General features: G+C 45.3%; 19 protein-coding genes. All 19 read right to left on the minus strand.

The genetic code is table 11. The features are described 5' to 3' along the window. Nucleotides 1-3: 3 nt before the first annotated feature. The 19 genes from NYE58_RS34770 to NYE58_RS34860 all read right to left on the minus strand — a co-directional run bounded on the left by NYE58_RS34770 (nucleotide 4) and on the right by NYE58_RS34860 (nucleotide 22479). Nucleotides 4-855 (minus strand): diguanylate cyclase domain-containing protein, encoded by an 852-nt coding sequence (locus tag NYE58_RS34770; protein WP_036682174.1) that lies wholly within the window; start codon nucleotides 853-855, stop codon nucleotides 4-6. Continuing rightward, a complete protein-coding gene (locus tag NYE58_RS34775) occupies nucleotides 845-2941 on the minus strand; it encodes a cellulose biosynthesis cyclic di-GMP-binding regulatory protein BcsB (RefSeq protein WP_081398165.1) in 2097 nt (698 codons plus the stop codon). Before NYE58_RS34775 ends, NYE58_RS34770 begins: the two co-directional genes overlap by 11 nt. Nucleotides 2942-2993: 52 nt before the next feature. Next, nucleotides 2994-4244, minus strand: a complete 1251-nt coding sequence (locus tag NYE58_RS34780) for a glycosyltransferase family 2 protein (RefSeq protein ID WP_036682179.1) — start codon at nucleotides 4242-4244, stop codon at nucleotides 2994-2996. Between the two features lie 28 nt (nucleotides 4245-4272). Then, nucleotides 4273-5823: a hypothetical protein gene (locus tag NYE58_RS34785; RefSeq protein ID WP_341004114.1), complete on the minus strand. Its 1551-nt coding sequence runs from the start codon at nucleotides 5821-5823 to the stop codon at nucleotides 4273-4275. Then, on the minus strand, nucleotides 5820-7373 hold the full coding sequence (gene wsfD, locus NYE58_RS34790; protein ID WP_076276275.1) for a glycan biosynthesis hexose transferase WsfD: 1554 nt from the start codon (nucleotides 7371-7373) through the stop codon (nucleotides 5820-5822). The genes NYE58_RS34785 and wsfD overlap by 4 nt, the downstream gene beginning before the upstream one ends. Before the next feature lie 31 nt (nucleotides 7374-7404). Next, entirely contained in the window at nucleotides 7405-8559 is a 1155-nt protein-coding gene (locus NYE58_RS34795; RefSeq protein ID WP_081387421.1) for a glycosyl hydrolase family 8, read from the minus strand. A 170-nt stretch (nucleotides 8560-8729) separates the two neighbouring features. After that, a complete protein-coding gene (locus NYE58_RS34800; protein WP_076276276.1) occupies nucleotides 8730-10775 on the minus strand; it encodes a catalase in 2046 nt (681 codons plus the stop codon). 134 nt (nucleotides 10776-10909) lie between these two features. Beyond that, nucleotides 10910-11923 carry a potassium channel protein gene (locus NYE58_RS34805; RefSeq protein WP_341004115.1) on the minus strand — a complete coding sequence of 338 codons (1014 nt, stop codon included), beginning with the start codon at nucleotides 11921-11923 and terminating at the stop codon, nucleotides 10910-10912. 87 nt (nucleotides 11924-12010) lie between these two features. Beyond that, nucleotides 12011-12403: a DUF350 domain-containing protein gene (locus tag NYE58_RS34810; RefSeq protein ID WP_038573772.1), complete on the minus strand. Its 393-nt coding sequence runs from the start codon at nucleotides 12401-12403 to the stop codon at nucleotides 12011-12013. Continuing rightward, entirely contained in the window at nucleotides 12400-12993 is a 594-nt protein-coding gene (locus NYE58_RS34815) for a signal peptide protein (RefSeq protein ID WP_341004338.1), read from the minus strand. Before NYE58_RS34815 ends, NYE58_RS34810 begins: the two co-directional genes overlap by 4 nt. Before the next feature lie 69 nt (nucleotides 12994-13062). Then, nucleotides 13063-14265 carry a glutathionylspermidine synthase family protein gene (locus tag NYE58_RS34820; RefSeq protein WP_076218257.1) on the minus strand — a complete coding sequence of 401 codons (1203 nt, stop codon included), beginning with the start codon at nucleotides 14263-14265 and terminating at the stop codon, nucleotides 13063-13065. Next, nucleotides 14262-14951: a hypothetical protein gene (locus tag NYE58_RS34825; RefSeq protein ID WP_076124098.1), complete on the minus strand. Its 690-nt coding sequence runs from the start codon at nucleotides 14949-14951 to the stop codon at nucleotides 14262-14264. The genes NYE58_RS34820 and NYE58_RS34825 overlap by 4 nt, the downstream gene beginning before the upstream one ends. 28 nt (nucleotides 14952-14979) lie before the next feature. After that, nucleotides 14980-15186 (minus strand): hypothetical protein, encoded by a 207-nt coding sequence (locus tag NYE58_RS34830; RefSeq protein WP_232061479.1) that lies wholly within the window; start codon nucleotides 15184-15186, stop codon nucleotides 14980-14982. Nucleotides 15187-15265: 79 nt separating this feature from the next. Beyond that, a complete protein-coding gene (locus tag NYE58_RS34835; RefSeq protein ID WP_256718952.1) occupies nucleotides 15266-16621 on the minus strand; it encodes an MFS transporter in 1356 nt (451 codons plus the stop codon). A 92-nt stretch (nucleotides 16622-16713) separates the two neighbouring features. Further along, entirely contained in the window at nucleotides 16714-17748 is a 1035-nt protein-coding gene (locus tag NYE58_RS34840) for a CdaR family transcriptional regulator (protein WP_076181893.1), read from the minus strand. Nucleotides 17749-17856: 108 nt separating this feature from the next. After that, nucleotides 17857-19008, minus strand: coding sequence for a glycerate kinase family protein (locus tag NYE58_RS34845; protein ID WP_076218259.1), 1152 nt, complete (start codon nucleotides 19006-19008; stop codon nucleotides 17857-17859). 33 nt (nucleotides 19009-19041) lie between these two features. Further along, nucleotides 19042-20340 (minus strand): GntP family permease, encoded by a 1299-nt coding sequence (locus NYE58_RS34850; RefSeq protein ID WP_076218260.1) that lies wholly within the window; start codon nucleotides 20338-20340, stop codon nucleotides 19042-19044. Between the two features lie 211 nt (nucleotides 20341-20551). Further along, the gene (locus tag NYE58_RS34855; protein ID WP_341004118.1) at nucleotides 20552-21871 is read right to left on the minus strand and encodes a nucleobase:cation symporter-2 family protein; all 1320 of its coding nucleotides are present in this window, start codon (nucleotides 21869-21871) and stop codon (nucleotides 20552-20554) included. Then, the gene (locus tag NYE58_RS34860; protein ID WP_036682464.1) at nucleotides 21865-22479 is read right to left on the minus strand and encodes a xanthine phosphoribosyltransferase; all 615 of its coding nucleotides are present in this window, start codon (nucleotides 22477-22479) and stop codon (nucleotides 21865-21867) included. The genes NYE58_RS34855 and NYE58_RS34860 overlap by 7 nt, the downstream gene beginning before the upstream one ends. Nucleotides 22480-22618 lie beyond the last annotated feature (139 nt).

Genomic DNA, 22618 nt, shown 5'->3' on the forward strand with positions numbered 1-22618 from the left:
GGCCTACACGTCGTACTCCAGCTGTTTTTTGGCCTGAACAATGAAATCCAGCGGATTCTCAATCGTGCCGGCTTGGTATTCGACCGCCCCAATCTTAAGACCCAGGCTGACCTTATATTTTCTGGAGAAATTATTGTCATTCAACTCCTGAAGCTTGAGCTTAATCCGCTCGATCACAATCTTCGCCCCATCGCTGTCCGTGAACAGCAGCAGGCCCCATGTTGCTTCATCCTTATCTAGCAGATAGAGTGCATCATTGGTACGAATACTCGCCTGACTAAGCTGAGACACGTCATAGATAGCTTCTGCCAGCTGATCTTCAGGAATGATCCGTCTGATCTCTTTCCAATACTTCACCTTCACCACTAGCAGGGTGAGCGGAATCTGATAGCGGGTCGAAATGCTTGTAAATAATGTAGCATCCGTCTGAAAAGAAATACTGTTCCGCAAATTTGTGTTTTCATCTACGATAGCCATATTGGCAGTCTTTTTGCGTAGCTGCTCATTCTCCACCTGCAAATCACGGCTGCTTAAAGTGAATACCCATAGAACGACCGTTAATAGCGGAGTCATAATTAACCAGAAATAAGTATTCAGGCTAATCGTTTCCCCCAGCGTTATCGTCTGGTACATCGTGTAGAATCCGTAAGCAAAGATAAACACCAGATTCAAGACCAGCCCCGCAGTGACCGTCGTAAAATACGTAACAATGGCCAGAATAAAAGCCACCGTTAAAATGATAATATTCTGGAGGTAATCATCCGGTGCACCTGCAATAAAGACGATACAGAGGAACGATAACACCAGGAATGATAAGAGAGCGATGTCCGACACTAAGCTGCGATTACGTCTCACGCTTATCACCACGTTTCTTCATGTGTTTGCGAAGCAGTAGGATCAGCGATAGAACTACCAGCGTCAGCACCAGTAAAATCACGATGATAAAACTGAGTACATCCGACCGTTCCATTATTTTCTGGGCCACAGAGTCCTCGGCTGCTCCAGTGATTGTTTTGAAGCGGTGTGCGCTGACATTACCGTCTTTATCAACGATTGCGCCATCGCCAAACACCTTCCATTTATCCCGCTCTGTAGCGAGCAGCTTCGATCCTAAGTAATACTCTTCCGAGCTGACCCCCGTAACCGCGAGCAATGCACGTCCCGCCTCAAATGGCGAATCAATCAGCTGCAGTGTTCCGATTCGTGCGCCGTATTGCTCTTCAATACTCATTTTCTCATTGGAGCGAATTGTGGTTCCATCTCCGTTATATTGAAAATAAAGCTTAGCATTCTGATCACGGATCACCTTATTATTCTTATAAGCACCAATAGCGATGATATTATTATTTTTCAAATGATCGGCGTTGACGGTATCGGTATAGAACTGGATATTCCCTATATTTCCGCTGGCATATTTACCAAGCAGATTAAAGATATTCGATACACTTAAATAGGCGTAATCATCCATTTGTTCGGGCAGTACAACCGCCACATGATTATAGATCCCATCGCGAATGAACGGATATGGATAGTTATTAAATAAGAGATCCGTGCGATCCTTCGTATTCAGCTGCATTACAGAATCTTTACTGATATAAGCCCACGGCATTTGGTCCCGATCGATAATACATCTGGCTCCTTCGATCTCCAAATCAAAAGCCACTGTCACCGAGAAATTTCCGGAGATATTCAAATTCTGAGGCACCGAGAGATTAAGAATATCGCCATTCGCCAGTTCCTTGGTCAGCTTCTTACTGCCAATCGGAGTATTATTGATGCTCACGGTAACCAATGAACGAGTAAAATCCAAATTCTGTGCATAACGGAAATCCAGGCTGATTTTACCGGAATCGGCAATCGAGCGGTTCGCTGGCAATGAAATAAAATACGTCTGCTCCTGATGATGTGCCCCGGTCAGTTTATCACCTGTCTCAGTGAACGTGATGTTAGAGCTAATCGAAAGCGCAGGTGCTGATACTTCTGTAGCATCCGTTACTGTTTTCAGATCACTGGTGATCTGCCCGATCAGCTCTGGATTAGCAATCAAACGACCCGCTTTAATCAGCAAGTTCTCATCCTTCGAGGTTACAACCAAGGTGGGCTGGGTATCCTTATTCACTAGCTGGAGCAGCGCGTGCGTACCCAAATCTTCAGTGGAGCTTAGCTGAGCTTTCAGTTCGCTTGGTACTCTGTCATACATAGCTACCAGTACAACTGCGGCCTTATTCTGCACAGTGTCTGCCCGGTAGGGAAGCAAGGGAATAGTCTCATCATTTAACGTAATCCCCTTAACAAACCCGGAGAGAGCATAAGTGGCTGCTTCCATTTCTGCCGCCGTGCTTTTGTCCGGTACAGTCAGAATACTCTGATTCTTTGTTAAGGTATCTATCCCGGCGAATCGCTCGCTGAAGTCACTGATCCCTCCACTCAAGGGCTTTGCGGTATAAATCACGTTAACACTGGACGTATTGAACAGATGCAGCCAATTATCCGACGTTTCATCGACCGAACAAAAGAGGTCATCTTGACGATCTGTCTTCAAATAGCCCTGAATGCCCAGCGTATTCGTCCCTTTTTTCAGAAACCCCTTGGGCGCCGCAAGGGTCAACAGCTGTTCGCCGTTGTCTTGTAGTGACGGACGAAACGTATAGAACGGGCTGCCGTTTAGCGTTAAGGTAACACTAGAAATCTGCTCTTCGGTAATTTGTGAAATTTGAAAATGCAGTTTGATCTTTACTTGATCCACATTCCAATAATCCAGAACCTCAAAATATTGCTGCTGGGCACTCGAACCTGTTAAGGACGAGTCCGTTCCCGTAAATGAGGTTGTGTAAGTGGACTTATGATCCTGCGGCAACGTCTCTGCGGCAGCAGGATGGATTGGAATTAACAAAAGGGAGAGGCAGGTTAACAGTATAACCAGCTGTTTTTTTATCTTCATGTTCTGTTTCTCCTGTGATTACATTTTTCTCATATGACTTTTTGGTGCCTCGTTAGTAGCGCTCCGTCTTATACCATTTGGCTTCTCTTTTGAAGATGAGGTCTTTCAGATATAGATATAATCCGTTAGCCGCGACAACCATCCACAGCTGGCAATAAGACACATACATCAACATTACAATCCCTAGATTGGACAAGCTCATCTCGCCCTTTTCTGTCGTTAGCGTGATGAAGGTCCCCACAACGAAAAGAATAATAGCGAGCAGCCATAAGAAATTACTAAGACCTGCAATAGTAGTATGCACATAACCCAAAGCATGCAGGATCAGCAGCACATCCGAGGTGATTAACGACAGCAGCAGTAAGAAGTAAATGGATAGAAAATAAAGAATATCGAACCGGACCTTTGCGGCCGATTTATTGAACAGCAGCGGAATATTTTTGACAATGACATAAATATTACCCTTCGCCCAGCGGGTTCGCTGCTTGAACCAGACCTTCAAGGTCTGTGGTTCCTGCTCCCACGTGACAGATTTCGGCTGGAACTTGATTTGGTAACCCATCATATAAATCCGGAAGCTGATTTCTGTATCCTCGGCTATCGCTTTAACATCCCAACCACCGATGCTTTCCACAATTGACCTGCGCATAATGAAATTGGTTCCCGGAATAGTGCAAAGCTTGAACAGCTTCCAGCGTCCCGCTTGAGCCATCCATTGAAAGGATAAGGTCTCAATATTAATGAACCGGGTCAGTAAACTTGCATCACGATTACGGGTCCGGAACTTCCCAATCACCGCACCGAGGCTGGAATCATGCATGATCTCAGCAACCAGATAACGCAAAGCTGTTTTCTCCGGAGTATTGTCGGCATCATAAATGGCGATTAGCTCCCCTTTACAGCTGGTAAAGCCTATATTCAAGGCATTGGATTTGCCTTTGCCTCCTGTAACTGCATCCGTATTAATGACTACCAGCTGACGCCCCGGATTTCGGGATTGTATGCCCGCAAGCAGCTCGGCACTGTTATCAGAGGAGTTATCATTAATCACAATAATCTCATACCGATCTTGCGGATAATCCAGCGCCAGCAGAGATTCAACCGTCTTACAAATCACTACCCCCTCATTGTGAGCGGGAACCATAATTGAAACAAAAGGATATTCGCCCTCTATCTCTGGTATATCCTCATTTTCGGATTTAATGTAATATAGATAGCCCGCGATAATGAGGGTCACATTCACCAGCAGCAGAGACCAAATACAGATCACCGCAATCACCATCAGCACGTCTGAAATCGTCATAGGGTCCTCCAAATCACGATTAGTTGTCTCATTTCAAAAACTTTCTGCGATATAACCGGTATCCGATCATCAACAATCCGCCAAACAGCAGCAGAGAAATCATGATCACAACAATAAAAAATTGATTCTGAATATTAAAAAGTCGGGTGAAGCTCTTTTGCTGCTCCTCTGTGTAGCGATAATCGCTATCCACTGTTTCCGGTGTATAGTCCAGGCTTAGAGGTTGTCCATTAATAGAAATCATTCCATCTAATGAGGAGATTGTGTTCTGATCAGTAACGACCTGATGCTCTTCTTGCTTATAATCGGCAAAAGAAACCCAATTCCGTTCCAGACTTCGCAGCATTTCTTCAAGCTGACGCTCATCCTCGGGCATGTCGACGGTGATTACAGTATCCATCGGCAAATGCGGTATCACTTTATTGGATGTATGCAAAGCTTGAAGAAATTCCAGCGGAACGCTATATAAAGAGGATGGAAAGGATTTAGAGGTGTCGCTCTGCTCCATATAATCAATCTGTTCATCCGGATATAACACCACAGAATCAAAAAAGCTCATCCCCGCTTCTGAATACTCTTTGTCATACGACCAATGCATTTCCGCTCCGACTCCAAGCGGCCCAAGCCCGTTTTCGGCCAACAGATTGATGAAATCATTCATCTTTCCTTTAAGCGTATGGTCACTGGAGCTTATCGTTGGCATCACCACTGGGGCATTGACCAGAATGCTTCCATTGCTGGATTGCACACTTTTCATAGCCACTAAATAACGCTGCATGGCCGGATAGTCGGTATTGCTGAACACAGGCCGCACACTTGCAAGAAACGGAATCCCCAGTTGATACAGCCGCTCACCCGTTTCTGCCAGCAGTCGCAGATCGGAGAAAGGATAGATTTCTTTGATCGCAAGGTACATTTTAGGAGTAGCAGTGATATGGAGCCAATCCTTCAGAACATACGCCATCCCCAGCGTACTGACATTCCCTTGTTCAAAATATGGGGCATATGTATCATTCCCCTTACTCACAGCGTACGGTGCTTGCAGACCCTCCTCCGCAAAAGAGAGTTGACCGAAGGATTTGACCGCCTGACTCGCTACAATATAAGGCATATCCTGCACCTTAGCTTGAATTCCGGAGAACTGTCCGATTTCGAGCTCAGCACTCCCGTCATAGATCACATCAGTGGTTAGCTGTAACGCCTTCGTTAGACTAGCGGGTGGGTTGTACCCGATATGCAAATACTGCCCCTGATAATGCTCCCAATCCTCTATATAGGATTTATTCGTGATCGAAATATCCGCTTCGTTACGGACCATGATCACTCTGGAGTAATTTTTCAGCATCCCCTGCTCGTATTGATCTAGGCTTCGAAGTGTAACCTTTGTCGAGTAAGCTGCCAGCAGACGTTGAAGTTCAGTCACATTTCCATCCTTAGAGGTCCCCTTGGCAAGGCTGTCATAGAGCAGTAAGACTTGTTGTGGCGATGCAGCAGATTGAACAGGAGTGGCGGGCAGCAATAGGATGGTTAAGCTCAGCGTCAGCAGCAATATACAGTATAAGATCCCTCTGCGCTTCAAACACTCACATCCTTTTGAGGCTTTGTAAATGGACTAGACATGGTGGGGCTCTCGTTAACCGGCTTTTTGCGATTTTTGGAGAATCTGCGTCCGATCACACTAGATACTGTCAAAAAGGTCACCAAATCAAAAGATAAAGTGAACAAGAATTCATGCTTGGAAATGTCGGCATCACCGGCACCGATAATCGATACAAAAATGCCTGAAAGACCAATGCCTATCGTAGCGACAATCAATACCATCCGCTGCAATCCTCTAAAATTGCGTGCCTTAATGGCTGTTACAAAGGAAGGCATATACAGACCGATGACAAGCACTGTCCAAAGGAAGATAAAACCTATCGTTCGTGGTGCTAAAGCCTTTTTCAGCTGACTGTATCCAGTAAAAAAGTGACTCTGTGCTCGAAATTCCTTCCCAACAGATTGCTCGTAATTGCCCATCGCCGCTGGTTTAATCGAGAATGCACTTTGAGCAGCTACATTAAGAATCGAGTTAAGCTGATCCGGATTCGATATATAGTATTTAAGGATCGAAACAAATCCGTAACGACTGTAAAAGTTCTCTTGGAGGATCGGCGAATTCACATCAATAGTTCCGTATTTCTCGTAGTAAATGCTATTTTTCAAGATGGCATATTGTTCATCAATATCGAATGACTTCAGTGCCTTCTCCGGATCGGAGGAATCCTTCAGCACCCCTCGGGTCATGGCATGGAACTGGTTAATATTCACGAACTCATCCGAGATATTCAAATAAGTGAACACACCTGCGAACAGGATCAAAGCAAGGGAAACCAGGGTCAGAATACGAAAGATCTTATCCCTGCGAATCCAAAGGATTGAACACCCCAGAACCGCAATGATTATACCCACTGGCGCATTTTGCTGCTTGGAAGTAGTCAGGATAATCGTACTGATCAAGAACAGGGCCAGCAGCACGTAGTCATTGTATCTTTTTTGATATAACAACAACCAAGCTGCGAACATAGTAATCATCGTGATCATCACGACGCTCTCACCGTAAAAGGAGTTGAAATAAGCGGTATACCCGGTATCTCCAAATATAAAAATAGCAATACCTGCAGTGACCCATCCCTGCTTGCGGGTCATCCCCCATGTAATAGCCTCTATTAATAAGTAGATCGCCGCAACATATAAAATCGTGTAAATGACTGCTTGAAACCGGATATCGAAAACCTCGCTGCTAAAAAACAGCTTATTAAGTCCAATGGCCAGCTGGATAAATAGGGACTGTGAAGAAAATAATGTCGCGCCATTCTCATTAAAATATTGAAAGATTCCATATTGCTTTACAAAATAACCAAAGTATTGCTCGTCATAATCCGGCAGATTGAAATAAATTCCGTTACTATAGATGCTGCGAAAAAAATCACCATTATCCGCCATTCCGACATACGGGGCGGTAAATAAGGCGATGATGGTTATAAGCAACACTCCAACAGCAGTGATAAAAGCCGGGGACAATGGCAACGGTAGGTTAGCGAGTGTCATCCCCTGCCTCAGAGGTGATTTCACCGTGTTGTTTATCATGCAGATTCACCTTCGTTACTATAGGTTTAAATTAATAGACATAGGCCAATGATGCCATCAGATTGTCAAAGGAATAGGCTTGGCCACTAGCTACATCGCCGAAGCCTCCATACAGTGAGCTGCCGGCATCGGTTATTCTGAACTCGTTCATTCTTTCAATGCTTTTGCGATAGAGTGCATCGTCTCCGATCTCGGCACCAATCATAGCCGTAATGGCGTAAATGGCTGTTGAGCGAATATCGTTAAGCGGCTTTCCCTCACGCGAATATTGTCCATATAATGTGCCAGCCTCGACCTGCTGCTTGATAAAATTAATGCTGGAGGATTTCTGCTGGTCTACCTCTGCCAAAGCCAGAATAGACAGTAGCGATTCTACTGTATTGATATTCTCCGAACTATAGGTTCCACTCTCATAATTAAACCTTGTTTCATAGAAGGGAAACTCATCTGATAAATATCCATCTTTCAGAATAACGCTCATATTATTCAACAAAAAGTCACGAGATTCTCCAGAAACCGACAATTTTTGCATTGTACCTAAATCAATATAACATAAAGTAACGAATGTGTTGGTTTTTTTGTAATTTTCATCATAGAAGTCATACATATATCCATTTTTTACATTATAGTTATAAAACCTCTCACCATACTTAGCCGCTTCTTCTGTATATTGTTTATCTCTAAACGTATCCCCCGCTTCATAAAGCGCACGAATGATACGTAAGTCATCAACGGCAGCATTCACAGGATATAATTTCTGCTGTTTAGGGCTATATCGGTAGCTAAAACCACCCTTCATATCAAAGGTTTGCTTAGCCAGCGCCCATTCTTCTGCAAATCGCTCTTTCTCACCACTCCGTACGGCTGCCAGCATCCTCAGAGAGGCAGACTCACTTAGAATCTCATGGCCGCTTGCTGCTTCCCCGGATTGCTCTGTTTCAATTAAATTCGTATAAACACCGGACGAGCCGGTAAGCTTCGTAACAATAAATTGCTCTAAAGCATCCAATTCCTGTGAAAGGTCCCCCATATCATTATTAGCCGAACCCGTAGGATTCGGTGGCTCTGTTGTATGAACATTCGCGGAGGGCGAGGGTGTTGATGCCGGCATTGCTGTTTGCTCGCATGCTGTTAATGCTGTAAAACCTGTAAGTACCACTACAGCAACAGCTATCTCTTTCCTCAAAAAATCACCTCTCTAAGCATCTGCTTATATTGCCTAGTATTATCTATAACGGTAATATACATCACATCCTTAATCCAAATGTTAAATTTATGAAACCATTAGATGAAAAAAAAGAGGCATCCACACGCCTTCTGACGAGCAGATCCTCCTTTTTCTGTCATCTACTTACTTTATTCCATACGTTCCCAAAAACGATGGGCAGTAATGGCTGCAACGAAGCTAGCCGCGAAAACTTCCCCACCATCGCCTATTATGACTCCCGGACTGCTTCTATGTTCATCTGTTGCAAGCAGCTCAGCAAGTATTGTCGTCATCGCGATAGGTTTAAAATGTGCATAGGCTTGGTTGAGGAATAACGCTGCATCTTTATGGAATTTCTTGCGTTCCGCATTTCCACCAGCCGCATAAATCGCATCGAAGAGCACCGAATCTGTAGTGGACAAGGTATGGATGACTTCAAGCTCTGTGCCGCTTGAGCCTTTAATAAATCCAAGCTTATCACTGATTAGCTCCGGTTGTATCCCAGCTCCCATAAGCGTGTCCAACACAGGCATTACCGCAGCTTCATCAAAACCATCTCCGATAATCACGCCTACTTTCCGCGTGTTGGGATGTTTTTTCGTATTAGCCTGACTTAAGGCAGGGGAAGCTTGAGTGACCTCGGAACCGCCAACTTCTGGAGCCGCTACTCCAATGGCTTCTGCCACAGGTACAGCAAGCTCGGAGGTAATGTTAGCAAGCATATTTACGACCTGCTGTCGGACCGACTTACTCTTAACCTTTCCAAGCTCAAAAGAATAAGCTTCGATAATATGCAATTGTTCCGGAGGGCTCATACTATTCCAGAATAACTTGGCTTGTGAAAAATGATCCTCAAAGCTTTTACTCCGGCTCCGTACCTTACGGCCCTCAACCTTTTCTTGATAATGCACATAACCGCCTTCAGCCTCTGGGACAGGTCTCGGCGTGTTTTGGGCCAGAGAATTATTATGATAACTCACAGTGCCCTGATTAATCGTCTGCCGCCCATATCCGTCACGCTGGTTGTTGTGAAAAGGACAAACCGGTCTATTGATCGGCAGTTCGTGGAAGTTAGGACCTCCAAGCCGAATCAACTGGGTATCCGTATAAGAGAACAATCTGCCCTGAAGTAGGGGGTCATTGGTGAAATCAATCCCTGGCACTACATGTCCGGGGTGGAAAGCCACCTGCTCCGTTTCGGCAAAAACATTATCCACGTTGCGGTTCAAGGTCATTTTCCCAACGATCTGCACGGGCACGACTTCCTCTGGCCATAGCTTTGTAGGGTCCAGCACATCGAAATCAAACTTGAATTCGTCTTCTTCACTAAGAAGCTGAATGCCCAGCTCGTATTCCGGAAAGTTGCCGGCTTCAATCGATTCCCATAAATCACGGCGGTGAAAGTCAGGGTCCGCTCCGGATATTTTCTGTGCTTCGTCCCACACCAAAGAGTGTACACCAAGCACTGGTTTCCAATGGAATTTAACAAAATGCGCTTTCCCCTGTTCATTGATCAGACGGAAGGTGTGAACTCCAAACCCTTCCATCATCCGGAAGCTGCGCGGAATGGCGCGGTCGGACATCAGCCACATCGCCATATGGGCCGATTCCTGATTATTGGCGATGAAATCCCAGAAGGTATCATGGGCTGATGCTGCCTGAGGCATTTCATTATGCGGCTCCGGCTTAAGCGCATGCACTAGATCAGGGAATTTAATCGCATCCTGTATAAAAAAGACCGGCATATTATTGCCTACCAAATCATAGTTGCCTTCTTCGGTATAAAATTTGGTCGAGAAGCCCCGGGCATCCCGCACAGTTTCGGCTGAACCCCGTGATCCTGCTACCGTTGAGAACCGGACAAACACCGGGGTCTTCACGGACGGATCTTGAAGGAATTTCGCCTTCGTATATTCTTTCAACGATTTATATACTTCAAACTCCCCGTGGGCGGCAAATCCGCGTGCATGCACGATCCGCTCAGGAATCCGCTCGTGATCAAAATGGGTCATTTTTTCCCGAAAATGAAAATCCTCCAGCAAGGTTGGCCCCCGGTCACCGGCTTTTAGGGAGAACTCATCCTCGGACACTTTCAATCCCTGATTGGTTGTTAAAGCGTGACCTTCGTCCTTACTGCGAAACTGTTCCAGTTGCTCATTTTTGCTATTTCCGTTCACTTTTTGCTGTTCACTCATTAACAATGGCTCCTTCCGAAAGGTAGAGTAACGATAATATTCATCTCTTACCCTTAAGGAAGGAACGGCAAACAAAAAGAAGCGGAATTCCGAGAAGCCATTCTCCCGAAAATCCGCTTTACTCGCTCACTGACCTAACCTTTAATTCTCCGATATGTCTCTTCATCCGAAACAATATATAATCTAGCCTCTTTAGGAATAGGCTGGTCCAGCTTGCGATTGATGCTAAGGTCACTACGATCCGAGAGTAAAGTTGCACCTTGAAGGAGCAATTCCTGAAACGCCTGCCCATAGGTCTTCCATGCACTATTCACTGGAATCTCATAAATATCATCCCCATACTGGCGGCTCAGCAGCTGCGTAATCACCTCTGAATTCCCCTCTTGCAGAGCGGATCGGACTGCCAATCTAGAAATGGCATCATGCGACAGAACGAATTCATTGACCTGAACATGCCTGAAATTCTGTATATTCTTCTCCTGCATAATTTCTACGGTAGTATGTACTTGTGGCGCTATGCGCTCAATGCTGGAGGCGATAAGCAGAGATTTCCCGTCAATTAGCGATGCTTCATCAATCCGTGTGTCTCCGAACACAATGGCTGCCCTAGCTTCGTGTATGTTAGCTTTAAGGAGAATCTCATCGCTGGAAGCATCACCGCTTACAAAGTGGACCTGTTCCATATGCTCCAGCGGATGCCGTCCTATCTCATCAATGATGACGATATGACATTTAGGTGAATAGCATAACACCTCATCTACCGCAGCTTGCGCTTTCTTACTCCAATTGATTAATATCACATGATCCTTTCCCCGGAAGCTCAAAGTTCCTGCTCCTCTCCTTCTCTGCACCTCTGCAATAGAGTCAATGACCTTGCCAATAACCAAGCTGAGAAGACCAATCCCAAAAATATACAGAAACATGGTGAATAGCTTACCCACTACAGTCTCTGTAAAATAATCTCCATACCCAACGGTGGCCATCGTTGTCATGACCCAATAGAAGGCATTAAACCAGTTGTGGAATGTACTCGGTTCAAGCAGGTAAGCTATCGATGCGCTAAGAATTATAAAGATCAAAATAATCAGACCGATCGACCGTTTGCGTAAACGCATCATCCTGTTGGATATTCTCAGAAAAAAATGCATCTGCCATCCCTTCCTCACATTAATAAAGCTGCCTCTCGAGGTTATTACTGAGGGCAGCCTTATCCATGTCCATCTGCGATTTGTGAACTAAACAATCAAACTGCTGACTGCAAATGCTGTGCCGATAAACACCAAGCAGAGCATGGTGCCTACTGCCACATTGCCTTTTTCCAGATGTTCTGAAATTTTAAAGCTTGGGGTCGCCAATTCAAAAATCCAATAAGCAGCGATGAGGCACACATAACCGACAGCAAACCAAATGATCATATGCAGAATAGAGGTATTCGTATACGCCGCTACTCCAATGATAATTGCTGTAGCGAGAAATTTGCCGCCAAGCGCTAGAGCTACAGCCACATTCCCTTTTTTCAGCTCTTCCATATCCTTGAACGGGGTCATCAAGCCAAAGATAACCATACCCAACAATTGCAGAAGAATAATCACAAATATACTGACTATTAAATTAACAACAATCGTCACTTTGCCCACCCCCGAAATTTCGCATATGCCGAGTCATAATCGGCGAAATCATGTACTTCCTCAAGGACTACGGAAGCGGTCTTTTCTTTCTCTAATGCTGCATAACGCTCATCGTCTATCGGCTGCTTGATCCGGTTGCCGGAAGGCAGCTCGAGGACGGCAAAGTTTCTTGTCTTCTCATTATATTTTGTCTTGTATACTCCTACAAGATCAACATCTGTAGTTACCGATACCTTAAGGTTGGTAAGATCCTCGACTGCTGTTTTTTCATCGGGATACGATTTAATGGTCGTCCAGGAAGAGAGGCGGACTTCATTGCGTTGGTCGGCATCTGTGATCAGCTCAGCGTCCATGAACTGCAGTGTCCATATTTTATCGCCAGTAGCATAATTCTCATCATTCGGCAGCAGCTCATTATCCGGCAACACCGTCATATCGCTACCAATTAGATCACCTACAGTACTCTCCACAACCCGGTAATCCCAAGGTACCCGTGCAACACTGTCAGAAGTTTTCGCAGTGCCTGAATCAAACACACTCCCCTGATTACTGGAACATGCACTAAGCAGCAATACCGTTAGAAGCATCATACATAAAGCCCCGATCCGGGCCTTTACTAATCTGGTAGACGACTTGTTTATAGCCTTACTTTTATCCAACTATCTCACTCCCAACGCGATAAAATGACTGGCATTGCCCGTAATCAGTCCGCCAGCCCGGCCGAGCAGCCCACACGGCTTCCCATTAATGACGAACATGCCTGTCAGTAGGTGGAATTCACCTTTGGCGGTGTGTATTCGGGCTAGTTCAGCTCTTTTTTGATATACAGAGGGAAAAAGCTGACTGCTATCATAACCCTCTTCGTCCTCAATTTCTAGAGTTCCACTATCGTCAAAGAGACGTACAGAACCGCCTTCGCGGCCAAATACAGATTTGGACACAAAGCTGCCAGAGAACACAGGCTTATTATAAGTCGGCAAAATATAACGTGAGATCGCCTCACGCTCTTCATTGTCAAATAATAAGCCAAGCTCATACATTCCCCACACAGCTGCAATCAATCCCTTAGACTGCAACAGGATACTGTGTGGTCCATTAAAAAGCTGAAGATTTCCCTGTTCAACAGCATAGGCAAGTGCATCTCCACCCTCATCGACGGCCATCCACTCTTTAGGATATAGGGCGAACATCCGCTTTATCACCCGGTCCTCCCCGTCCTTCAAAATGCCCTCATCGACCCACAGATCGAGACAATCCACACACTGAATAGTAAGCCCGCTATGTCTGGCCAAGGCTTCAATCGTACCCGAATCTTCAAGATGAGAGCCATAAGCAACACAAGCTGCGGTATCTGGTCGTTCTATCTGCCAGGCTGCGGCAAGTTGTTCCTTCATCGCATGATTTGGACTAGTCACACCCGCCTGTTCACAGATCCAAGGTGTTGCTATGGAAGCCTCCACATAACCTGTAGGTGTATCGGCATTCAGTTCCAGAAGCTTGATGGTTCCATCATTAGCTATCGCAAAATCGAACCTTGCATACCGACTGATTAGACCTTCTTCCGGAATAGAAAACCCGTCAAGCATCTCCCAAAGAACAGGAGGAATGCCCAGCAGCTCATACAAATCGCGTTTTAGATGTATATACCGAACCGCTTTATCGAGGATAGCCCACAGCTTTGCGGAGGCTTCCTCAAGCTCTTTATAAATGTCGCTGCGCATCACAGCTATTGCATCCATCCAGTACTCTTCTTCCTCTAGATCTGCCCAAGTGAACCCAAGCTCATGCAGCGCTTGTACCCGTGGGCCCCGCTCCAGATCAGACAAATCTAGAATCTCAAACACGCTCTGCTGATCACTCATCCGCCGAAACCACTCTTACTGGAACCAGATCTCGATGAAGATTTCGAGCCTGAGCTTGATTTAGAGTTCTTCGAAGAGTTTAAGCCACTGGAAGTGCCACCGATTCCGTTCTTTGAAGAGGAACCTCTTCTCGTGATGGAACCCGTGGATGAGGTTGAGGTTTTAGGTTTCACTACAGAACCGGGCACCTTTTTATTCTGAAACTTTTCGCTGCTATAAGTAGGTGGTTTATAAGTGGTTCTCGTGCCTCCATAATAGGTAGGACGGTCCTTAGCCCATCCTCTGGAGGAGTAATTGGCACCGCTGTTAAACAACATGTGATACAGAAGCAAATCCGTCCAGCCAAAACCTGAATGATAACCGCCATAGTTATTCACTACCGTTGTTCCGTTTGAAGTTACTACGCCTTGGCCTTGCTCCTCTACCTCTTTCGTACCTTCTTCGGGGTAGGGAATATTCCAATCCACATTTTTATCAAAATAAGCTTTAACCTCTTCATTAGACCAAGAGACTAGCTGTGGTTCGCCCGCAGAAGTATTCGCGCTAGCCCCCGCTCCGCCAGGAATAAACATAGCATTCGCTAATAAGGCTATGCCTAGCGATGTTGATAATACACGGATGGGTTTGCCATCTGCGGTAAATAATTTTGATGCAGGCAATTCCTTATCCCTTTCTTCTTTAGCCATCGTAAGGTTCTCCTTCCCTGATGATCTTCTATCCCTCAGTGTGCATCGGAACAAGCAAAAGCTCCAGCTTGCCTTCATCCACATTCAGTCGTCCTTCAACCGCCTCATATTCCTTACTGCCCACCACTATATAATTGACATGTTCAAGTGCAGTTATCATATTCATGCTCCACGTACGCTCTTCAATCACTCGTAGATCACCTTCTGGCATTTTTTCGATTAAAACTACACTCATCCCGTTATCCATTATTACCATTCCTTCCTTATATCTGCTATAGCATCTGATACGTTTTTATCACCTTTTCGTTTCAGTTCTAAGCTTGTATAGATTGCCCAGCATTACTTTTGGAATAAGAACGTCTATATAAAAGGAGAACTCCTAACGAACACAAGCTGACAACGAGCAACAGTCCGTATACATGCTCATATGCTTTTGCCGGCGCAAGATCACGCTGAGCATGCAGCAACAGCCCACAGACCGCAACAGATACAGAACCTCCAAAGAACTGAATCAGTTGTAAAAGCCCCATACCTGAACCAATCCAAGTTCGCGGAAGAACCCGAGAAGCTTCATTATTTAAGGATGCCATTGTCGCCGAGAAGGCCGGAGAGAAGCAAAGATAACCAAGCAGAAGAACTACAGGAGATACAGAAAGGTTCAGCGCAAATGCAGCCATAACAGCGGCAAGAATACAATGCCCTATGATTAAGAAGCGCAAGTTGCCATACCGGTCAATAAAACGTCCAACAAAACGGGTAAGAAATGCAGATAATAACGCACCTGGTGCGATAAACAAACCAATCATCAACGCGGATTTACCAAACAGATTAGCGAGCACAAGCGGCATCAGGAACAAATTCCCCAAGTTCAGCACCAGAATACAAAAGCCTATGGTAACTAGCTTCAAGTATCCCGGCATTTTTAGCAGCTGCGGGTTAATAAAGGATTCCTTCGCCTTCTTCAAATACCAAGCGTGCACGATAATAGACACTACGCCCACTGCCAACCATACCAGAGATTGGGTGGTTACGGCTACCAGCAGACTTGCTGCATTTACAACGGTCAGCGCCGCCCCAATAACGTCAAAGCTTGCAGGCTTCGGCTGTTCCTTAGGTAATAACCGCAGTAGTACTGGCAATACAACAAGCACAAGGCAAGTAATTCCGAATAACCCGTTCCAGCCAAAATACTGACTGATGACACCACCAAAAATCGGGCCCAAACCAAAGGCCATTGCACTCCCTGCGGAGATCATGGCGATAGCCGCACCACGTCTTTCAATAGGCACATAACGGCTAGCCAGTACGAGACCCAATCCAGCCATCGCACCCGCGCCAGCAGATTGTACTATTCTCGTTATCAATAATGTATTAAAGTCATGCGCAAATAATCCAAACACTGAGGCCAACCCGAGAGTAATTAAGCCAACGGTCAAAAGTCTCCGAATCGGCACCACGTCTGATAAGCGGCTATAAATAACCGTCGATAAAGCATATCCAATCGAATAGCTCGAAATTACCCATGAACCTAGATCAGCAGAAATTTGGAGATCCTGAATAATGGTTGGAAGTGATACATTAAACATCGTTGTGTTCATCACTACGATAAAAAGGCACATGGTCCATAATGGCATGACTACTTTATCATTCATTACTACTTTCTCATTCATTCCTATCCATCCCTGTCCTAATTTATCTATACAAGCTTATCTAAGTTTATGCCTATAAAATCAGGATGGCAATTGGAATAGGGGGATTTAGACTACTTACGCCACATCAATCCGCACAACAATTCAAACAACTCCATGTAGTTGCGTGGATTTTTGCCCGTTAATGTATGAATGCGATTAAGCCGGTAGTTCAGTGTATTTCGGTGAATATTCAGCTTCTGTACAGTACGATTATGGTCCCCATTCTCAGCAATAAATACTTGCAGTGTTTCAATCAGGCCTGTCTTATCGCCCGACTGATCCAGTAGAGCATAAATCGTCCCGGGCCGTTCTGCCCCGTCATAGGAGAGATGAATTAAGAATCTTAGTTCTTCATAAGTGTACAGTATCTTGAGCGGGTCGACTCTACTACCAACACTAATCGCCGCCTGGGCCTGTTCAAGTGAATAAGCAGCTAACTCCTCTGCTTCGCCAGAACCTATTCGCCCCACATTCGCACATGAATTTAGTTTTCCTATGAGCTCTTTATAAAGAAAAACATCCGTTATAAAAAAAACCGCCTTATCATTCTCCAAATTCCAGTAATGTGGATAGGACCTAAATACATTTTTGAATTCTTTTCCGTTCACATCGCCTTCCACTAGGATCGCCCAGCATTTTTTCTTAAGATCAAGCCCATAGCTGCCCGCCCGTTCCAGAAACTCAAGATCATATGCTTCTTTACGATAAGACAATTCATGATAAAATTTCACACGTTTTACTCGCTCATCCTGTTCCAGCTTGTTCCTTGCTTCCTGCTCAATAAGTAATATAGTAGTGACTCTGACCAGCTTACTAAACGGCCTAACCTCATCTGGATGTCCCGTAATACCTACCACACCCAAAACTTTATGATCTATAATAATGGGTTCATTCACCCCCGGCTTCATGCCGCTGCCATCCTCGTACACTTCAAAGACATGCCCACTTTGAATGGCTATTCTCGCTCCCTCATGTAAGGTTCCGACCCGTTTCAGATCTCCGCTCCCCACAATAAAGCCGCTCTCATCCATAACATTAATGTTATAAGGAACTACGCTCATCATTTCTTGTGCTATTTGTCCTGCAAGTGATTTCGATATCTTCATGTCTGTACCTCCTGTCCCTTTATATTCTACTCAGAAAGCTTCTACCTTAAAAAAGAAAAAGGGGCTGACTCCGTTCAGTCAGCCCCTCTATCACTTTGTATAATTCAATCAGCTTCCTTGGTTCAACATGACTAACCTAGCCACATTCTCAGCCGTTCTTTCCAGATTCTCTTGCCCTTTATTCAAGGCATCCTCCAATGAAGCTGCACCTGGCATGATCCCAAAAATAGCATCAATCCCTTTATCATACAGCACTTCCGTCTGATCGCCGATCCGTCCCGCAAAAGCCAGCACAGGTTTATTATATTTCTTAGCGACCTCAGCAACGCCAAGCGGGGTCTTGCCATATTGGGTCTGGAAATCGATGCTTCCTTCCCCGGTCCACACCATGTCCGCCTGCTGCACTTTTTCTTCAAGTCCAGTATAGTCGATCACAAGCTCAATGCCCTTTTTTAATATTCCGTTTAAGAACACCACCAGTCCTGCCCCAAGGCCACCCGCTGCACCAGCACCAGACATATCTATAATATCGAAACCCAATTGCTCTTTGATGACACTCGCATAATGATGCAGATTGCTGTCCAGCTGTTTGATCATATCCGAAGTAGCCCCTTTTTGCGGACCAAATACATTGGAAGCCCCAGTCGGACCACATAATGGATTCGTAACGTCGCAGGCCACTTCAACCTGTACATCCTTAAGGCGAGGGTCAAATCCACTCAGATCAATACGGGCTAATCTGCCGAGCTCCCCACCACCAAACAACAGCTCATTGCCTTCGGCATCCAGCAGCCTGCCGCCTAATGCCTGCACCATCCCGGCGCCTCCGTCATTGGTGGCACTGCCACCGATACCGATCAGCAGCTTGCTGACCCCACGATCCAGACATGCTTTGATTAATTGTCCTGTCCCGTAGGTAGTTGTAATCAACGGGTTACGTGTCTCTGGGGATACCAGCTGAATGCCACTCGCACTAGCCATTTCCAGCACCCCTGTCAGCCCGTCTCCTGTGATTCCGTAGGATGCGCTAACTTCATTGCCCAGTGGTCCTTTAACTTTTGTTATATATACTGTACCTTCCGTTGCATCGACCAAGGACTGCATCGTTCCTTCGCCGCCATCTGCCATGGGTACATGAATACAAGTAATATTAGAATTTACTTTATGAATGCCTTTTTCCATGGCTTCACAAGCTTCTTTGGCTGTCATACTTTCCTTGAAAGAATCCGGTGCCAATACGATGACAAAGTCTTTATTCATAGAATATCCGTCCCTTCTAGTTGCAAATATAAATTATAGGATGAAGCCGTATAATATAGTGGCGACGATAGCCATCGTCAGACCCACGAGACTTTCATAAGGAATCAGTGACATCCGGTCCTTAATGTTCATCTTAACGGAATCAGCGGTCACGTGGAAGAAGTTACCGTGTGGCAGATGGTCAATGACTGTAGCCCCGGTGTGCACCATAATTGCTGCATTTAGCGGCGCTGTGCCCATCGAAAGAATAGCGGGACCAAATGATCCGGCAGCCACGATAGAAGCCGTAGAGGTTGATGCTGTAGCAGCCGCCATCAGGATCCCTGCAATTGGCGCAAGGAACGTTCCGGAAATCCCCATAGCCGTTATTGCATCTACAACAGTAGCACTCAAATCCGATTTTGAGATAATACCAGCGATAGCACCAGCACCAATCAGGATAATGGCTGTACCTGTCATTTTATTTAACCCTGAGGTTGTAAATGAAATGATGTTCTTCGTTTGTTTCATAGCAATCAATCCAATAATGCCGGCAAGAGGCAAGATGATCATAGAATCGACTTTAAATGATTTCAGCAATTCAATATTTAGAATATTTCCGATTGGGTTAATGGCTAGAAGTAAAATAGCGACAACTGGAGCGACGATGGCACGGCCAAAGCTAGGTTTAACCTTAGTACTGTCTTCCTCTTTAGTTACAACGTCACCCTCTGCAATTTTCACACCTTTGTTGACCAGCAGATTAGCAATAATAACAGTGACAATCAGACCCGCAATGGCTGGGATGAATCCATGAATCATGACCTGAGCCAAATCTACATCAAAGCCTTTAGCTACGGCAATGGTGTTCGGGTTCGGTGAAATAATGTTACCGGCTTTACCGCCACCGACCAGTGCGAGCAGCAAAGCGGTTTTGGAAATGCCGATCTTCTTACCTACGGACAAAGCGATTGGAGCGACAATAATGATAGCAACTGTGATGAATACGCCTACCGCTGTAATAATCATAGTTGCCAGCGCTATAGATAATAACGCTTTCTTTTCGCCAAGCTTATCTACTATGGTCTCGGCCATTCGTTCGGCTGCCCCTGATTCAATCAATACCCCGGCCAGCACACCAGCTGCGAGAACACGTACAACTGCCCCCATAACACTATTCGTTCCGTCGATGACATATTGTACTGTCTCTGCAATGGATGCCCCGCCTAATATTCCTCCGGCAATCGCGCCTAAAAAGAGTGCGTAGACCGGGTTAACCTTTTTGAAAATCAATACGACGGCCAGAATCAATCCCGCAATCGCGCCCATCCAGTTAATTACTGTGCCTTCCATCTCTAGTTGCCCCCTAGTATAAGAATTTGACACTATACAGTGTGTAATTTGATAACGCTTTCTAAACTGAGTATACTGCGCTTACAAACCCAATAATATTGACGGGACAACCTATTTTTTTGTGCATATGCACAAGCTCTGAGCATGAGAAAAAGACCAAGCTTAGGTTTCAGCACACCAGAGCTTGGTCTTTTAACATGAATTAGACGTATTAAGAAACTTGAGTTTCTTTCGTTAGAATAGGGGCAGCAGGATCTTCTGCCAGAACATTATCCTTTGTCTTGGAGAGGAAGATATTCAGCACAATCGCTGTAAGGGAACCGGATACGATACCGTTTTGCAGCAGCATCCGAGCGAATTCAGGCAATTGATCGAACATTGCAGGTACAGTTGCCGAACCCAAACCAACAGCGATACTACAAGCGGCAATCAGCAGATTACCATCCTTACGCAGATCTACCTCTGACAGAATCGACATCCCGGAAACAGCAACCGATCCGAACATCACGATCATCGCTCCGCCCAGTACGGCATTGGGAATAACTGTTGTCAGAGCCGCCAATTTAGGCAGTAGTCCAAGCACAACCATAATCCCGCCGGCTGCAAAAATAACATTCCGAGTTTTGACCCGAGTCAGCGAGACCAGACCTACATTTTGCGAAAATGCTGTGTACGGAAATGCATTAAAGATCCCGCCCAGCATAATCGCCAAACCTTCCGAACGCAGCCCGTTTACGATCTGCTTTTGTTCCACTTTCTGATCCGTCACTTTACCAATCGCAAAGTAAACACCTGTGGACTCCACCATACTAACAATATTAACAATGATCATAGTCAAAATAGCCGTAAGATTGAACTGAGGCCATCCGAAGTAGAAAGGCTGTGCAACACTTACCCAAGAGGCTTCACCTACTGTAGAGAAACTAACAATGCCCATTCCATAAGCAATAATTGTACCCACTAAAAGACCTATCAAGACAGAGACCGAGCGAAGAAATCCTGTAGTAAAACGGTTAACCGCTAAAATGACCAGCAGCGTGATCAGTGCAAGCAACAAATTGCGGGGATTCCCAAAATCAGCGCTGCCTTCTCCGCCAGCTACGCTATTCATAGCTACAGGAATAAGAGATAACCCAATAATGGTCACGACTGAGCCCGTTACTATCGTTGGGAAAAACCTCAGTAGCTTCCCATAAAGGGGGGCCGCCAGTACCACGAATAAACCAGATAAAATAATTGCTCCGTACACCGTCGCCAAATTGTTGGCACTGCCGATAGCGATAATCGGCCCTACTGCCGTAAAGGTACATCCAAGAATAACCGGCAGCCTGCTGCCAAAATACTTTGTGCCCATAATCTGCAGCAAAGTAGCTAACCCGCAAGTAAACAAATCAGCTGCGATAAGATAGGCCATTTGGGTGGCATTCAGGTTCAGCGCGTTCCCTACGATCAGCGGAACAACAACTGCTCCGGCATACATCGCCAGTACATGCTGAAATCCTAATGCAAATACTTTTTTCTTGCTTAACATCTCGCACTCTCCTTGATTGGCTCTTTTGAACTTTCATTATCAATGAAGTGAATTTCACCTGGTGACATAGATGTAATCCGGGCTAAAGCATGGACTTCTATCCCTCTATCCTCGAGTAGACTCCGGCCTTCTTGGAAGCATTTTTCAATCACACAACCAACGCCAAGGAGTTCAGCGCCAGCCTCTTGCACGATATCAACCAGTCCAACAAGAGCAGCACCAGTAGCCAAAAAGTCATCTACAATAAGCACCTTATCGCTTGGTCCGATATATTTTTGCGAGACACTAACCATATAATCCTCTTTGCGTGTAAAAGAATGTACCGGCGCGGAATAGACCGCTTCAGATAAGGTCACTGCTTTCTTCTTCTTCGCATATACAAACGGTACGCCTAAGGCGATGGCCGTAGCCATGGCAAATTGAATGCCACTCGCTTCAATAGTGATGATTTTAGTGATAGGCAAATGTCCGAACAACCGCTTGAACTCCTGTCCAATTTGTAAGGCAAGCTCCGTATCCACCTGATGATTCAGAAATGAATCTACCTTTAGTACCGTATCTGATAAAATAAGACCCTCTTGTCTGATGCGCTCTTGAAGTACCTTCATAGTAAACTTGATCTCTCCTTCTGAATTAAAAACAAAAAAAGGACAAATCCCTTGAGTCGTTTCTCTCAAGTGAATTTGTCCTTCTGGGTTTTTGTCCCTTAGTGGTGTAACACTGCATAGTGTCCGCATCGCTCGGTCC

Origin of the sequence: Paenibacillus sp. FSL L8-0708, from assembly GCF_038009325.1 — a bacterium.
In the GTDB taxonomy this organism is placed as follows: domain Bacteria; phylum Bacillota; class Bacilli; order Paenibacillales; family Paenibacillaceae; genus Paenibacillus_AQ; species Paenibacillus_AQ odorifer.

What these genes read in the sequence shown, in the direction of transcription:
- NYE58_RS34775 (WP_081398165.1), bottom strand. Translation starts at nt 2,941, where the DNA reads ATGAAGATAAAAAAACAGCTGGTTATACTGTTAACCTGCCTCTCCCTT.
- NYE58_RS34780 (WP_036682179.1), bottom strand. Translation starts at nt 4,244, where the DNA reads ATGACGATTTCAGACGTGCTGATGGTGATTGCGGTGATCTGTATTTGG.
- wsfD (WP_076276275.1), bottom strand. Translation starts at nt 7,373, where the DNA reads ATGATAAACAACACGGTGAAATCACCTCTGAGGCAGGGGATGACACTC.
- NYE58_RS34800 (WP_076276276.1), bottom strand. Translation starts at nt 10,775, where the DNA reads ATGAGTGAACAGCAAAAAGTGAACGGAAATAGCAAAAATGAGCAACTG.
- NYE58_RS34805 (WP_341004115.1), bottom strand. Translation starts at nt 11,923, where the DNA reads ATGCATTTTTTTCTGAGAATATCCAACAGGATGATGCGTTTACGCAAA.
- NYE58_RS34815 (WP_341004338.1), bottom strand. Translation starts at nt 12,993, where the DNA reads ATGATGCTTCTAACGGTATTGCTGCTTAGTGCATGTTCCAGTAATCAG.
- NYE58_RS34820 (WP_076218257.1), bottom strand. Translation starts at nt 14,265, where the DNA reads ATGAGTGATCAGCAGAGCGTGTTTGAGATTCTAGATTTGTCTGATCTG.
- NYE58_RS34825 (WP_076124098.1), bottom strand. Translation starts at nt 14,951, where the DNA reads ATGGCTAAAGAAGAAAGGGATAAGGAATTGCCTGCATCAAAATTATTT.
- NYE58_RS34830 (WP_232061479.1), bottom strand. Translation starts at nt 15,186, where the DNA reads ATGAGTGTAGTTTTAATCGAAAAAATGCCAGAAGGTGATCTACGAGTG.
- NYE58_RS34835 (WP_256718952.1), bottom strand. Translation starts at nt 16,621, where the DNA reads ATGAATGAGAAAGTAGTAATGAATGATAAAGTAGTCATGCCATTATGG.
- NYE58_RS34840 (WP_076181893.1), bottom strand. Translation starts at nt 17,748, where the DNA reads ATGAAGATATCGAAATCACTTGCAGGACAAATAGCACAAGAAATGATG.
- NYE58_RS34845 (WP_076218259.1), bottom strand. Translation starts at nt 19,008, where the DNA reads ATGAATAAAGACTTTGTCATCGTATTGGCACCGGATTCTTTCAAGGAA.
- NYE58_RS34850 (WP_076218260.1), bottom strand. Translation starts at nt 20,340, where the DNA reads ATGGAAGGCACAGTAATTAACTGGATGGGCGCGATTGCGGGATTGATT.
- NYE58_RS34855 (WP_341004118.1), bottom strand. Translation starts at nt 21,871, where the DNA reads ATGTTAAGCAAGAAAAAAGTATTTGCATTAGGATTTCAGCATGTACTG.
- NYE58_RS34860 (WP_036682464.1), bottom strand. Translation starts at nt 22,479, where the DNA reads ATGAAGGTACTTCAAGAGCGCATCAGACAAGAGGGTCTTATTTTATCA.